The sequence below is a fragment of the Ruegeria sp. AL3 genome (assembly GCF_056536065.1).
On sequence record NZ_JBQFJG010000002.1, the window covers coordinates 622,473 to 636,705 of the forward strand.

The following is a 14,233-nucleotide window of genomic DNA, read 5'->3' on the forward strand; positions in this document are numbered from 1 at the left end:
GCGAACTGCGCCCGCACTTACTGTTTTGACATGTGGCTTAACTCAACTGGGGTTCGATCTGGGATTGTTGGCCACATGCGTGCTGATCCTGCGAATGCTCCATTCAACAGAATCTCGCATCGCGCGCCCCAAGGCCAAATCAAACGCTTTGATCAGATCTGATGTCTGGTCGCTTGCGGCAACGACATTTTCCTGAAACGAATTCGAAGCGATGATCTTGTCGTCGTATTCATCGATGACCTTGATGTTCATGCGCACTTCGATACGGATTTTATCTCCGTTCTCGGGGTCCGCGACAACAATCCCCTGAAACTCGCGCAGGTCCGGTGCGATCACGTAATCAGCACGCAGACCGACCGTTGACCGGCCAACGGCAGCGACTTTGCCAGAATTCTCAAAGCTTTCGATCAACAGCGTCTGAACGATCAGGGGTGCGCGATCCACCCAACGTGCCCGCGGCAAATACTGAACCTGGAACGGGGTGGGCTGAATGGCGATCTGATCCGTATTCACAGCGGCGGTTGCTGTTGGTTCTTCAACTACGATCTGTTTTTGTATTCGCGGCAACGCCGACGAAAATGTGCTTTTGGGTGTCAACAGATACAGATCGTTGGGTTTCGCGGCTTGTTTCAAAGTGCCCAAACCGGCACATCCACCGACCAATGCAAACGTCAGAATTGCAATTGCAGGCTTGATCATTGACGGAACTCCGATGCTTGGGTGCCCAGCAGAAACCGCGCAGGATCACGTTCGACCTTGTCCACCAGACGGTCGAGGCTGATTACCAGGCGTTGGGATTCTTCGACGAAGCGAATAAATTGCGGCAGACCCACCCGCAAGAAGTCTGACACCTGCCGGCGGTTGGTCTGAACGATGCCGTCAATTGTCCCCAGCAGCTCTGACGCAGAGTTCGAAGCGCTCAGGACATCGTCTGAAATCTGATCGATCTTACCGGTGATGTTCGAGACTGTTTCGGTGACCTGGTTGGCCGCCTTCCGGATATCTTCCGCTACGGGCGCCACGTCTTCTTCCATGACGCGGTTGGCCGATTCAAAGGCCGTTTCCGCCGAAGACAGCGCACCTTTGGCCGTGTCCATTGCAGATGTGATCGAACCAAGTGTCGTGTTGGCGTTCAACACGGTCTCGTTCACGATCCCCAGCGTGACGCTGCCTTCGTCCGACAAGAGGGTCAACCGTTCGGCCAGTTGCGACCCGCGTTCGATGAAAGGTCGAACGTCCTGCTGCAAGATGCGGTCTGCCGTTTCGATCGTCGTTTTCGCTTCGTCCAGCGCAGCCCTGGCTGACTCGGACGCGGACTTGACCGAATTGAGCGTGTCCGTGCCGGTCTTGAGGGTCGTATCCGCCGTTTCGATCAAAGGGTCCAGACGTTTTGAAAATTCACCGATATCCTTGGCTGCACTGCCTATGTCGCTGGCCACGGATTCAAAGCTTGTCAATGTTTTGTCCAGCCGGCCAGTCGCAGAGGCAAGGTTGTCCAGAATGCTGCTCACGGCTTGCCGGTTCTTGTCGTCGACGACCTTGTTCAGGCTTTCCAGAAGTGTAACGGCCTCGTCCAGCACTTTTGGTGCGCCTTCAAATAATGACTGGATGGTGCTGCGCTTGCTTTTGATCACGCTGTCCTGCGGCAATCTTTCGGCAGTAGGCGACCCGCCAGTAAGTTCAACGTAACCGACGCCGGTAACACCCAGCGATTGAAGCTGGGCGATCGTTTCTTCGGTGATCGGAATATCTGCATCCACTTCTATTCGCACGCGAACCTTGGACGGATCGTCCTCGTCCAGGTTCAGAGAGATCACCTGCCCAACAGGAAGGCCGTTGAAATTCACCCCGCCCGCCGCCGAAAGCCCCGAGACGTTATCGAACAATACATCGTAGTAAGCGTATTGCCGGGTCACTTCGAATTTCGCCAACCACAGGAAAAAGCCGAATACGCCCAACAGTCCCGCAAGGGTGAACGCGCCGATCAGGATGTAATTTGCTCTGGTTTCCATCGCCTTTACCTGTCCTGACCCTTCTGTTGCGCCGCGCGGGCGCGGGGGCCTGTGAAATATTCCTGCACCCAAGGATGATCCACCTTGGTCATATCCTCAATCGGACCTTCAACCAGCACGCGTTTTTCTGCAAGCACTGCAATTCGGTCACAGATGGCGTAAAGGCTGTCCAGATCATGGGTGACCATGAAAACAGTCAACCCAAGTGCCTGCTGCAATTCGCCGATCAATTCATCATACGCAGCCGCGCCAATCGGGTCCAATCCGGCAGTCGGTTCATCCAGAAAAACGATTTCGGGATCAAGCGCCAGTGCCCGTGCAAGCGCCGCGCGCTTTCGCATGCCGCCTGACAGCTCCGATGGAAATTTGCCGCAACTCAGCTGGGGCAGACCCACAAGGCTGATCTTCAACGCACCCAGAGATTCCATCAGTTTTTCACTGATGCCCGTATGTTCTCGCAGTGGGGCCATCACGTTTTGCAATACGGTCAGCGATGAAAACAGCGCACCGTCTTGAAAGGCCACGCCCCAGTGGCGTTCGATCCTGCGGCGTTCCTCTTCGGGACCGTTCAGGACATCCACTCCCAACACTTCTATACTGCCAGCAGCAGGTTTGTTCAGACCCACAATTGTACGTAGCAAGACGGATTTTCCGGTTCCGGACCCGCCAACAATGCCCAGAACCTCGCCGCGCCAGACATCAAGGTTCAGATCGTCATGAACCACCTGCGTTCCGAATTGGTTTCTGAGACCGCGAACGCGGATCACGGCGTCACGCTGCGCTGCGTTCTGTTCCGTTTCGTGTTGCGTGCTATCGTTCATGTCAGATTCCGATTTCGGAAAAGAAAATCGAAAACAATGCGTCGATTGCAATCACCATGAAAATGGATTGCACAACCGAGGCGGTTGTACGCTGCCCCACACTCTGGGCCGACCCTTTGACCTGCAAGGCCTGCCAGCATGCTGTGACCCCGATGACCAGCGCAAAGAATGGTGCCTTGATCAACCCAACCGCAAGTTGCCAGACATCGGTGTTTTCTTTCAAACGGGTGACAAACATGCCAGGGCTTACGCCCAGATCGATCCAGCTCATCAGCGCGCCGCCGAAGAGGCCGGCAACATCTGCGACAAAGCCAAGAATGGGCAGCATGATCAGCAACGCCAAAACACGTGGAATGACAAGAACCTCGATCGGGTCAAGGCCCAGCGTCCGCATGGCGTCGATCTCTTCCTGTACTTTCATCGAACCGATCGAGGCCGTGAATGCAGAACCCGAGCGGCCGGCAACAATAATCGCGGTCAGCAAAATTCCCAGCTCTCGCAGAATCGAGATTGAAATCAGTTCGACCACGAAGATCTCGGCCCCGAACTGTTTCAGTTGTGTCGCACCCTGAAAGGCCAGCACGACACCGATCAGAAAACCCATCAGGGCCACGATGGGAAGGGCTTTGACCCCGGTTTCCTCCATATGAGTGACAAGGGCCGCTTTGCGCAGACGCCACGGCATAACCAGGGTCCGAAACAAGCGGTGCAGGGTGAGGCCCAGAAATTCGAGAATCGACAGGGTATCCTTCCAGGCTCCGAATGTGCCCTGACCCACATGTGCGACCCAGTCCAGAAATCCACGAGGGTCCCCAAGCTTGCCGGGTTTGTCCGGGATGCTGCGTGTCACCGTGTCTATCAGTGTCGCATGTGCGGGTTTCACACCTTGAAACTCCAGCGTGGCACCGTTTGACGTGAACCTCCGGCCCAGGTCCGCAACCAGCCAGGCTCCGCCCGTATCCAATGCTTCTATACCGGACAGATCAATAACGACTTTGCCCCCGCAAGGTTGGACCGCAGCAAAATCACGCTCCACGGTTTGCAGGGATTGTGTGAGCAACTCACCAGAAATGCGCACTTGATTGCCGCTGGCGTCGCGCTCTGATGTGATCGTTGGCTGCGTCATGGTGCCATGTGAAGTAAAACATTCAATGCCTGCAATGACTTTGTGCCCTTTGACGTGGTTTTTGCCGCACAGGATGGCCTTGGCGTCACGCCGGACCATGAGTTGAAGCAAGCGTAACTGTAAACAGGGGTGTTACTTTTCTCGACTCAAGTCAGGCCGGAAAAGAAAACGCAGGGCTGTTGGACTAATCGGTTGCGCGAAAAACGGAAGCGGGACACATTCCGCTGCGGAACCCTGGGTGCGGAATTCGGAGAAGTCGGTATGCATCACGCCAAGAACGTTCTGTTCATCATCATCGATCAATTGAGGGCAGATTGCCTGAATGGCGCTCTGGCCGAGCACGTGCAGCTACCGAACCTTCGGGCTTTCATGGACGAGGCGGTAAGTTTTACGCGCCACTTCTCTGTCACCAATCCCTGTGGGCCATCCCGCGCATCGATTTTGACCGGCCAATACGCGATGAACCACCGTTCCGTGCGAAATGGTACTCCGCTGCGTCATGACACGCCGAACATCGCCACGGAAATGCGAAAGGCGGGTTATATGCCGATGCTGTTCGGGTACACCGATACCTCTGCCGATCCCCGAGTCCATGATCCCAACGATCCCGTGCTCAAATCTTACGAGCAATCGATGAACGGGTTCCTTGAAGTTGTCGAAATGCGCCTGGAAGAGTCATACCCCTGGCGATCATATTTAATGAAAAATGGCTATACGTTCGATACATATTGGGATGTTTACAAGCCTGTCTCACCGGATGGTCAAACGCCCAAGCTGAACGACCCGGCCATGTATCGGGCAGAACACAGCGACACAGCCTTCCTGACCGATGCGTTTCTGGACGGGATTGCACCTCATCAAGGCGAGGGATGGTTTGCTCATCTGACTTACATCCGTCCTCATCCACCTTTGGTTGCGCCTGCCCCGTATAACGACATGTACGATCCGGCGGAAATCCCTCTGCCGAAACGCCTGCCAAGCGAAGCCGCTGAAAAGGCACTGCATCCGTTTTTCGGACCAAAGCTGGACGCCTATACGGCAGAAAAGTTCGTTCATGGCTTTGCTGACGTTGAGCCAACGGATGAAAACATCCGCACTTTGCGCGCCGTTTATCTGGGATTGGCGACCGAGGTCGATCACCATATCGGGCGCGTCGTTCAGTATCTCAAGGACAGTGGGCAATACGACGATACCATGCTGGTCATAACGGCTGATCATGGCGAAATGCTGGGCGACAGGTACAGCTGGGGCAAAATGACTGTGTACGACGCGGCCTATCACACACCGTTGATGATACGTCTGCCGGGGAACGAGGCCATGGCCGGCGCGAAAGTGACCGTTCCTACCGAGTCGATTGATGTCACGCCGACTATCCTTGATTGGATTGGGCAGACTGTTCCAAACGCCATGGATGGCAGGTCTTTGTTGCCCTTGTTGCAAGGCGACGTTCCCGGTGATTGGCGCAGCTATTCCTTCAGCGAGCTGGATTTTTCGGAACCCGAAGAACCGACCCTCTGGCAGCGGCGGTTGGGAACGGGCAACAGTGATTCCTGTCTGGGAATATTGCGGGACGAACGATTCACGTTGATCGAATTTGCAGCCGACCTGCCGCCGATCCTGTTTGATCACCAGGGACAAGGAGAATTCGAAAACCTTGCGGAAAACCCCGCTTTTGCGGCTGATCTTGCCCGGTTGGGCAGACAGATGCTGCGCCATCGGATGCGAAACATGGATCATACCTTGTCGTTGCACTCCATCACTTCCGAAGGCGCGAAGTCCCGTTCCAGATATTAGGATTACTGCACGCTTTCGCGCTCTTTTCAGTTGGATCATGGAAGTTGCATGAGACGTTTTGTCGTTCATCAATTCCACTACCGGCGCATCAATTCTGATGGTACCCATGGGGCGTGGAGAAGACGAACCTGGACATCACCGAACAGCGCATAAAGGCGATGACGACTGCCGGACTGAATCTCATCGGTCAGGCGCTTTCGATCTATGACAGCAACCTGAAACTGGTGCTGAGCAATCGTCGGTTCAAGGAAATGTTCGACCTGCCGGACGAGCTGGTCGAACGCGGAGCCTTGTTTCGGGATACCATCCATTTTCTCGCCAGCCGTGGCGAATACGGTGACGAAGAAAGTGTGGAAAAAATGGTGAACCTGCGCGTCGAGCAGGCTTTGGCTTTCGAGCCTCATTACATGGAACGCGTAAGGCCCAACGGGCAGGTTATCTCGATAGAAGGCGCGCCGTTGCCACAGGGCGGATGGGTTGCGGTTTACACTGACATTACCGGCACCCGGCGTGCAGAAAACCTGCTGCGGGCGCGATCGGAAGAATTGTCGGAACAATTACTCGGCCACGCCGAAGAACTGTCTGCAACCAACCGAAAGCTTGCGGCCACGATCAAGGCATTGGAAGAGGCCAAACGCGAGCTGACCGAAATCGAAGCCCGCACACGCATGATGACCGAAATGATGCCGGCTCATATCGCGCATTTGGATAGCACTGGTCGATATGACTACTCCAACCGCCGTTTGAGCGCGGTCCTTCCCGGACGTCCGTCGGAGGTTCTTGGGCTTCACATATCCGAAGCTCTTGGTGCCGCCGCGTATCGGCGGGTCAAAGCGCATCTGGCAAAAGCATATGACGGAGAAACCTCCGTATTCGAGTTCACCGAGGATCAGGATTCCCGCCGTATCCGCGTTTCATTCACGCCCGATGACGCCGGTGGCGTCTATGTAATGTCGGTTGATATCACCGAAGAAACGCAGGCGCGCGTCGTTTTGCAGCAAACGCGTCGGCGGGCTATGGCCGCCCAGATGACCAGTGGATTGGCCCATGACTTCTCCAACTTGCTGACGATCATTCTTGGGATGCAGTCCAAACTGAACAAAATGGACCTGTCGGATGAAGCACATGAGCTGGTTGCCGCGACACAGCAAACGGCGCGTCGGGGTGGGCAATTGCTGAACCGGATTGCGGATATGACCGGGAACCGAACGCCACATCCTCAGGCCACGGACATGAAGGCGCTGTTGGAAGACCTGAGAATATTGGCCTCGCCTTCCTTGCCGCGCGGCGTCGGTTTGTCGGTGGTCAACACTTTGCCCGACCGGGCTTTGATGCTGGACCCGGGAATGGTGCAGGATGCGTTGCTGAACCTAGTGCTGAATGCGCGGGATGCCTGCGGCAGTTCGGGTCAGATTACAATCAGCGCGCATACCATCGGAGAAATCTGGGTTGAAATCACCGTATCGGACACTGGCCCGGGCTTTACTCCAGAGGCGCTGGAAAAGGCGCTGAACCCGTTCTTTACCACCAAGGGAAGCGACGGGTCGGGGCTTGGTCTGCCCATGGTGTATGACACTGTCAAGCTGGCCGGGGGCGATCTGAATCTCAAGAACACGGTATCAGGCGCGTCCGTCGTTTTGCGGTTGCCCTATCGGCCAGCTCCGCCCGTGCAAGACGGTCTGGTACTTCTGGTCGAAGACAGCGAAGATTTGCGGGGGCAGTTTCGGGATATGCTGGTAGAGCTGGGCTTCGCCGTCATCGAGGCCAATTCGGTAGATGAGGCGCTGGCGTTGATTAACAGCGTTGAAGACATTTCTCTTGTCCTGTCCGATATCCGTCTCGAAGGAAGTGGTACCGGTCTGGACATTTTGCGGCAGGTGAAGCCAGGATTGCCATGTATCCTTATGACATCGCTGCCCAGTTCGGACCGGTTGTACCAGCGCGCCCTTGCGTTGGCCCCGGTGTTGCGTAAACCGTTTTCGCAGGCTCAATTGTCAGCCCTGATCCAAACCGAGGCCGCCTGATGACGCAACCGCTGGTTACCATCCTCGACGACGAACCCGAAATCCGGCGCATCCTGACGGACGCTCTGGAGGATGCCGGTTTCCGTACGCAGAGTTTTTCCCGCGCACGAGAGTTCGAGGCTGCGCTCAACCGTGTGACACCCGATGTCTGTCTGGTCGACCTGTCATTGCCGGATACGGATGGGCTGGCGTTGGTTCATCGTCTGGCGTTGGAACAAGGCGCGGCAGTGATCATCATTTCGGGGCGCGCGCAGGTGCAGGACCGTGTTACGGGGCTGGAACTTGGGGCAGACGATTATATTACAAAACCGTTTGACCCTGCGGAAGTCGTGGCGCGGATCAGGGCAAGATTAAGAACACCTCGCACTCAGACCTCTCATTCGGATACGGCGGAATTCAACGGCTGGACCGCACATTTTGACCGATACGTCCTTGAAAGTGAATCAGGTGACGAAACGCCTTTCAGCCATGCAGAGGGGGAAGTCCTGCGGCTGTTTCTGGAAAGCCCCAAGCGGCTGATCAGCAGAGGGCAAATGCAGGAGTCCCTGGGTGGCGCAGCCGGAGACAGTTTTGACAGGGCGATGGACGTTCGGATTTCCAGGTTGCGCACCAAGCTGGGAGAAGATCCCAAGAACCCGCGGTTGATCAAGACGATCTATGGGGCGGGGTATATATTCTTGGGTGATGTCGGTTGGAAGTAGTCGCAGATCCAACCGGCCGAGACTTGGTCAGATGAGTTGTTTTCCATGTTTGTTTGACCCTTTCGAGCCTTCCGTGCTGAAGCTGCTGACACCGAGATTTCCGTATCGGAAGTGACACGTCTGTCCCCAATTGCCCCATCGCTCATTCGCGCAATGCCTGATCCTTTATCTTCACAACCGGTTGCAGAATATAGTCCAGCACTGTTTTGCGACCCGACAGAATGTCGACTTCGGCGATCATTCCAGGTATGATTTCGACTGCTATGCCATTCCCATCAAGCATGGTGCTTTTGGTTCGAATCTCGACCACAAAGACCTCTTCGTCATTCCGCTCAGATCGAGTGACCGTGTCTGCTCCGATGCGGATGATTTCCCCATCCAACGCTCCATATCGTGCAAAATCATAAGCCGTGATTTTGACCTTCACAGGCTGACCAGAATGCAGAAACGCAATGTCCTCGGGCTTTACATAGGCTTCAACCAGCAATGTGTCGTCCAGCGGCACGATTTCAACAAGGTCCTCTCCACTGCGGGCAAGACCGCCAATGGTAGAGCGATGAATCCGGTTTACAATGCCGCGTACCGGAGACCGAACCTGCGCCCTTGAGGCCCGGTCGCGCAAAGCGGGCAGGGCGGGTTGCAAGGCAGCCAGCTCGGCAGTGGCAAGCGCCAGGTCCGTCAGCGCGGCGCTGCGAAACCGGCTTCGCACCGCTTGAATTCGATCGTCGATTTCGTCCAAGCCCGTTTGCAACCTGTTGGTTACGGCTTCTGCCCGCACCTTGCGACCGCGCCATTCGGCTTCACTTCGTCGCAACGCAAGCAATGTTGTTGCAGGCTCCATTTGACGCTCGACCAGCGGCGCCATGATCGCCCTTTCTTCAGCCAGGACCAGCAAGGTTTCCTCTGCCGTCACTTGATCGACCAGGCCTTCCTCAAATTCTCGCTGTTTTTGCTGACGCTGACGCTCCAAGATGGCTATTTCTGCCTCCAACTCGGCCCGCCGGCCTTGGTACAGTGCAGTTTCAGATTGCACGACGGTAGGCGCGCCGTTGATCAGTTGAACATCGAAATCCAGTTGTGTCCCATCAATTTCGGACCGAAGGCGTTGGATGCGCGCCATCAGCCCGAACGCGCGTTGCTGTTCCTGACTGAGCTGACTGTCAATTTGGGTTGTTTCCAGTTCCATAAGCAGAGAACCTTTTTCGACCAGTTGGCCTTCGCGCACATGCAACGACTGCAATACGCCGGGCTCGGTGGCTTCGATCAGCTGGATGTCTCCGGAAGGCACGATCCGGCCGTCCACGCGCGTGACATCGTCCAGTTCAGTCAGGTGCGCCCACAATAGGGCGGCGATCAGGCAGAGCAAAATCACCAAAAGCAGCAAGGAACTCCGAACAGGAGAGCGTCCCTGCATCTTGCGCGCCAGGGTGGCCAGATCAGGATGCTGCGACATTCAGGTGCCTCCCTGTCCGGCGAACATGTTGCGTCAGCATGCTTTTGGGGCCATCCGCCGCGATTTTCCCGTGTTCAAGGATGATGACTCTGTCAACAAGCTCCAACAGGCTGGTTCTGTGTGTAATGACAACCATGGTGGACTCTACCGTGCATTCTTTCAGACGTTGGATAACCTGGGCTTCGGTTTTGACATCCATCGCGCTTGTTGGTTCATCCAGCAAGAGAACCGGCGGACGGCCTATGAGTGCCCTTGCCAGGGCAATGGCTTGACGCTGTCCGCCAGAGAGGCCTTCGCCGCGTTCCGCGAGTTGAAGATCGTAACCCCCGGGATGGTTGGCCACGAAATCCTCAACCCCGGCGGCGCGGCCTGCTTCGATCAGTTCGTGATCTTTTGGCCGGATTGCACCGCTTGCGATATTGTCCCGGACTGATCCGGAAAAGAGCCATATGTCCTGTAAGACGGATCCGATATTGCGGCGCAGATCGCCAGGATCGATCTGGCGGATATCAAGACCGTCGAACGTAACAGATCCAACACGCGGCGCGTACAATCCCAGCATCAGACGTGCGATGGTGCTTTTACCGCAGCCAATCTGACCAAGGATCGCCACTTTTTCACCCGGTTTGATCGTGAATGAAACGCCTTGCAGGGTATCTTCCCCTTGGTCAGGGTAGGAAAAATACACGTTGTTGAAGGCGATCGCTCCTTTGAAATGGGGCCGGTTCACCCATGTTCGGCCTAGTGGGCGTTCGCTTTCCGCCATCATCAGCGCGTTGAGGTTTCGGTATGCACTTCGGGCTTGGTTAAGCCTTGTCAACGTTTGCGCTAACTGGCCCAAGGGTGCCAGGGCCCGCCCTGTCAGCATTACTGAAGCAACCAAAGCGCCCATGCTGGTCTGGCCGTCTGTGATCAGAAAAACACCATAAAACACGATCAACACCTGTGCCGCTTGTTGCGTAAAACCGGTCAGGTTGAGAGCAAATTGTGTAACGGTCCGGCTCTGAGCACCGTGCGAGGATTGCCGTTCTATCGCCTGCTCCCATCGGGAACGCATTTGCCGGCCCGCTGCTGTTGTCTTTATCGTTTCAAGGCCTGAGACGGCTTCTACGAGGACCGACTGTTTGGACTGCCCGTCGGACAGGCTCTTTTCTGCCATGCGCGACAGAAGCGGCTGTACGGCCAAACCTGTCAGCAGAACCACAGGCACGGCCAGAGCCGGGACCAATGCCAGTTGTCCGCCGACCAGGTAAATCACAAATACGAACAACCCGATGAACGGCAGATCCACGACGGCAACAAGCGTTGCGGATGTGAAGAACTCACGCAGGGTCTCGAACTCACGGATGGTACTGGTCATGGCGCCGGTGGAACCCGCGCGTGACTTCATCTGGATGTTCAGAACGTGGTCGAAAATTCGCCGCCCCATGAACAAGTCGGCTTTTTGCCCGGCCTTGTCGATAAACGCCGCTCGCAGCAATTTCAGCACGAAGTCAAATAGCAGCGCCAGAGCTACGCCCGCCGTCAAGGCAATAAGCGATTCGGTTGCCTCATTGGGCAACACGCGATCATAGACAACCATGATGAAAACTGAGGTCGACAAGCCAAGAAGGTTTGCCAGAGCCGCAGCGAGAGCAACCTGTATGTAAGTCCATCGATTGGCGGACAACGCCGCGCGAAACCAATGACCTCGGTTACCCGTGTGACCGGCGTCCAGTTCATCTGTATGATTTCGCCGAAACAAGACCGCGAAACCGGTGTATGAATTGGCCAGCTGTTCTTCTGAAACTTCGCCGATTCCTTCACCAAGTTCCGGGTCATAGATCAGCAAGGCACCGTTTTTTGCGCGGCCATGGTACACAACAGCCTTGTTTTCGGTCATCAGCAACAAGGCCGGGGCCAATGCTTCGTCAAAACTCGCGATGCACCGCTCGCCATAGCCCGCCTGTAGACCAGTGTTTTCCGCCACCGAGAGGATGTCACGAACAGTCAGATCCCCGTCCGAACCGGTCTGCGACGCCTGGATCGTTGCAAGGGTCAGAGGGCGTTCAAGCGTCGCTGCGATATTCAGAATGCAGGCTTCGTAGCATGTCAAACGGGCGCGGTCCTGCATTGATTTAAACGTGCTCATTTCACCTCGATCCAATTGCCAAGCGAAATTCCGAGCAGGTCCAGAATGTCTCCGGTAAGGCTCAGAGCCGCGTAGTTGGTCAGAAAATAACTCTGTTCGGCCAGAATCAGGCGTTCTTGCGCATTTACGTAATCGCGTTGAGCGTCCAGGATTTCGATCAGGCTGCGACGCCCGATCGAGAACTGTGCGCGGGATGCAGCAACACTGTCGGCATTGGCACTTGCCGCAATACGGGCCGCGCGCAGCCGTTCCGCGCCTGCTTTTTGATCGGATCGAATAAAGCCCAGCTCCCGCATGATTTCGCGAACCAATTGCTCTCGCGCGAACTCCGCTTCTTTCACCTTTGCTTCTGCGGCGGCGATGGCGGCGCGGCGTTGGCCGGTGCTGTCCAGCTCGTAGTTGAAAGAAAGATCCACGCCAAAATTTGCATCCCGAGTGTCATCCTGGTTGGCAAATGCGGCGACCCGAACGTTCGGTTTGCGCCGTGCCTGAGCGGCCGACCATTCAGCTTTGGCTGCCAGCAAGCTGGCATCCGCCCTACGGATCTGAGGGCTGTTCATCACGATCTGGGCATCACTTCTATTCAGCGGTGGGGCTGGTACAGGAGGGGGCAATGATCCGGGAAAAGTCCCGAACACTTCTCGAAACCGCGCTTCGGCCCGATCAGTTCGTGATCGCGCATCAGCCAGTCTTGTGCGTGCATCTGCCATTCTGGACTGAGCGGCCAGAACATCTGCATTTGAACCGGCGCCGCCCGCTGTGCGGTCCGAAATCTGACGCACCAGTTCTTCATGAACCGAGACATTGTCGGCCACGATGCGGAGTATTTTTCTTTGATCAATGACAAGCACATAGGTCTCGATGGCGGCCAGCGCCGTGGCCGATGCCGTCTGAATCTGATCGCCCCGTGTTTCCAGAATACGTGCCCGGGCTGCCGTCAGATCCCCCGAGGCAGCCCCACCGTCATAAACCAATTGTGAAATTCTCAGATAGGGTGAAACATCTGCAATATCAGATTCGACCCGTTCAGACCGTGCATTTATTCCCAACGAGATCTGCGGAAGAAAGGCGCCTTCCGCTGCATCTTGATTGGCTGATGCGATATCCATCCTGGTATTACTTTGCGCCAGTGTCGGGCTTGTCTCCACCGCCTGGCGCACGCGTTGCCCGAATGCACTACTGCTGAGCTTTGCCGATGGCTTTGCTGCCCCTGCACCGGTGGTCCCGGGTGCAAAGGACACTGCCACTGGAGTCAAATCAGGAGGGGGCGTGCAGGCGGACAACGCTATTGCAAGCAGAGCGAACGCAACCCAGGACAACACTGCTTTACAGGAACGCATGATGACCCTCCTGACTGCAATGGTCCATGGCTTCTTCTTTCTGTTGTGCCGCAACCAACGCGTCCAAGAACCCTGAAACACCGGTGGTCTGTTGTGTCAGAGAACTATCAGCTTCCCGATGTGCGCGGGCATGTGCATGTGTCAGCCAGATACTATGGGTCAGCGAAATCTGATGAGCGTGAATCAGTCGCAACCCCCCATTCGATGTAAGCAGTGACAAGTGCGCGCGGGGAATTTTCTCCAGGGCTTTCTGCGTGACGCCAAAATGCCCGCTCGGAAACTTAACCCCCTGAAAAGAGGTAAGCGGACCAAACAATCCCATGTCAGCAAGAACACGACACAGATGAGTTGTGTATTTCATCGACTCTTGCAGGGCGCGAAAAAAGGCTGCGACTTTTTTCAATTCCGGCGCAAATTGCCCAGATTTGTCGAAGAATACCTCGTCCTCCGGATTGTCAGTGATAAGCCCCGCCGTTTCGTCGACAAGCAATTCGTCACTGCCGTCACCATCCGATTCAATCAGTCGTGGCCGAAACGGAGCACAGCGCAAGACGCATGGGACATAAGTCGCCAGCCATTTGCCATGCGCTGATACAAATGGCGTAGGCTGGTCTGGTTGCATGGACAAAACAGCCACTGGGTAAAAGCCGTGTTCAGATTTCCGAAAAGTGATTGGAAATGTGGCGGCGGCCTGAAGAATTTCTGCTTCGACCACAGGGCAATCTGCCATAGTCCCTGCGAAATCGAACGAGGTGAACCGCCGCCAGAACCGATGACCATGTCGTCCAAGACTGACCGGAGTTAAGCCATTCTGTGCCATAACTGCCTCAT

11 protein-coding genes are annotated in these 14,233 nt (G+C 55.7%); 3 read left to right on the forward strand and 8 right to left on the reverse strand.

The window, feature by feature from the left end:
- Positions 1 to 42: 42 nt before the first annotated feature.
- Genes ACR3E6_RS19305 through ACR3E6_RS19320 form a run of 4 tightly spaced genes read right to left on the reverse strand, consistent with a single transcriptional unit; the run spans position 43 to position 3,959 of the window.
- Entirely contained in the window at positions 43 to 699 is a 657-nt protein-coding gene (locus tag ACR3E6_RS19305; RefSeq protein ID WP_480488822.1) for an ABC-type transport auxiliary lipoprotein family protein, read from the reverse strand.
- Positions 696 to 2,012: an MlaD family protein gene (locus ACR3E6_RS19310; protein ID WP_171636364.1), complete on the reverse strand. Its 1,317-nt coding sequence runs from the start codon at positions 2,010 to 2,012 to the stop codon at positions 696 to 698. Before ACR3E6_RS19310 ends, ACR3E6_RS19305 begins: the two co-directional genes overlap by 4 nt.
- Before the next feature lie 5 nt (positions 2,013 to 2,017).
- Positions 2,018 to 2,833: an ABC transporter ATP-binding protein gene (locus ACR3E6_RS19315; RefSeq protein ID WP_171636362.1), complete on the reverse strand. Its 816-nt coding sequence runs from the start codon at positions 2,831 to 2,833 to the stop codon at positions 2,018 to 2,020.
- Between the two features lies 1 nt (position 2,834).
- Entirely contained in the window at positions 2,835 to 3,959 is a 1,125-nt protein-coding gene (locus ACR3E6_RS19320; protein WP_480489160.1) for an ABC transporter permease, read from the reverse strand.
- A 261-nt stretch (positions 3,960 to 4,220) separates the two neighbouring features.
- Here ACR3E6_RS19320 and ACR3E6_RS19325 point away from each other — a divergent pair, with 261 nt between their 5' ends.
- The 3 genes from ACR3E6_RS19325 to ACR3E6_RS19335 all read left to right on the forward strand — a co-directional run bounded on the left by ACR3E6_RS19325 (position 4,221) and on the right by ACR3E6_RS19335 (position 8,478).
- Positions 4,221 to 5,753: an alkaline phosphatase family protein gene (locus tag ACR3E6_RS19325; protein ID WP_209835057.1), complete on the forward strand. Its 1,533-nt coding sequence runs from the start codon at positions 4,221 to 4,223 to the stop codon at positions 5,751 to 5,753.
- Between the two features lie 158 nt (positions 5,754 to 5,911).
- A complete protein-coding gene (locus ACR3E6_RS19330) occupies positions 5,912 to 7,777 on the forward strand; it encodes a PAS-domain containing protein (protein ID WP_480489162.1) in 1,866 nt (621 codons plus the stop codon).
- Positions 7,777 to 8,478, forward strand: a complete 702-nt coding sequence (locus ACR3E6_RS19335) for a response regulator transcription factor (protein WP_152460491.1) — start codon at positions 7,777 to 7,779, stop codon at positions 8,476 to 8,478. The genes ACR3E6_RS19330 and ACR3E6_RS19335 overlap by 1 nt, the downstream gene beginning before the upstream one ends.
- Before the next feature lie 142 nt (positions 8,479 to 8,620).
- On the opposite strand, the gene ACR3E6_RS19340 is transcribed toward ACR3E6_RS19335, so the two are convergent.
- Genes ACR3E6_RS19340 through ACR3E6_RS19355 form a run of 4 tightly spaced genes read right to left on the reverse strand, consistent with a single transcriptional unit; the run spans position 8,621 to position 14,222 of the window.
- Positions 8,621 to 9,931, reverse strand: coding sequence for an HlyD family type I secretion periplasmic adaptor subunit (locus tag ACR3E6_RS19340; RefSeq protein WP_480488826.1), 1,311 nt, complete (start codon positions 9,929 to 9,931; stop codon positions 8,621 to 8,623).
- Positions 9,915 to 12,062 carry a type I secretion system permease/ATPase gene (locus tag ACR3E6_RS19345; RefSeq protein WP_480488828.1) on the reverse strand — a complete coding sequence of 716 codons (2,148 nt, stop codon included), beginning with the start codon at positions 12,060 to 12,062 and terminating at the stop codon, positions 9,915 to 9,917. Before ACR3E6_RS19345 ends, ACR3E6_RS19340 begins: the two co-directional genes overlap by 17 nt.
- Positions 12,059 to 13,402 carry a TolC family protein gene (locus tag ACR3E6_RS19350; RefSeq protein WP_480488830.1) on the reverse strand — a complete coding sequence of 448 codons (1,344 nt, stop codon included), beginning with the start codon at positions 13,400 to 13,402 and terminating at the stop codon, positions 12,059 to 12,061. The genes ACR3E6_RS19345 and ACR3E6_RS19350 overlap by 4 nt, the downstream gene beginning before the upstream one ends.
- On the reverse strand, positions 13,389 to 14,222 hold the full coding sequence (locus tag ACR3E6_RS19355) for a SapC family protein (protein WP_480488832.1): 834 nt from the start codon (positions 14,220 to 14,222) through the stop codon (positions 13,389 to 13,391). The genes ACR3E6_RS19350 and ACR3E6_RS19355 overlap by 14 nt, the downstream gene beginning before the upstream one ends.
- Between the last annotated feature and the right edge of the window lie 11 nt (positions 14,223 to 14,233).

Coding starts and splice junctions, on each gene's coding strand:
- ACR3E6_RS19320 (WP_480489160.1), bottom strand. CDS start 3,959: ATGACGCAGCCAACGATCACATCAGAGCGCGACGCCAGCGGCAATCAA.
- ACR3E6_RS19345 (WP_480488828.1), bottom strand. CDS start 12,062: ATGAGCACGTTTAAATCAATGCAGGACCGCGCCCGTTTGACATGCTAC.
- ACR3E6_RS19335 (WP_152460491.1), top strand. CDS start 7,777: ATGACGCAACCGCTGGTTACCATCCTCGACGACGAACCCGAAATCCGG.
- ACR3E6_RS19355 (WP_480488832.1), bottom strand. CDS start 14,222: ATGGCACAGAATGGCTTAACTCCGGTCAGTCTTGGACGACATGGTCAT.
- ACR3E6_RS19315 (WP_171636362.1), bottom strand. CDS start 2,833: ATGAACGATAGCACGCAACACGAAACGGAACAGAACGCAGCGCAGCGT.
- ACR3E6_RS19340 (WP_480488826.1), bottom strand. CDS start 9,931: ATGTCGCAGCATCCTGATCTGGCCACCCTGGCGCGCAAGATGCAGGGA.
- ACR3E6_RS19325 (WP_209835057.1), top strand. CDS start 4,221: ATGCATCACGCCAAGAACGTTCTGTTCATCATCATCGATCAATTGAGG.
- ACR3E6_RS19330 (WP_480489162.1), top strand. CDS start 5,912: ATGACGACTGCCGGACTGAATCTCATCGGTCAGGCGCTTTCGATCTAT.
- ACR3E6_RS19305 (WP_480488822.1), bottom strand. CDS start 699: ATGATCAAGCCTGCAATTGCAATTCTGACGTTTGCATTGGTCGGTGGA.
- ACR3E6_RS19310 (WP_171636364.1), bottom strand. CDS start 2,012: ATGGAAACCAGAGCAAATTACATCCTGATCGGCGCGTTCACCCTTGCG.
- ACR3E6_RS19350 (WP_480488830.1), bottom strand. CDS start 13,402: ATGCGTTCCTGTAAAGCAGTGTTGTCCTGGGTTGCGTTCGCTCTGCTT.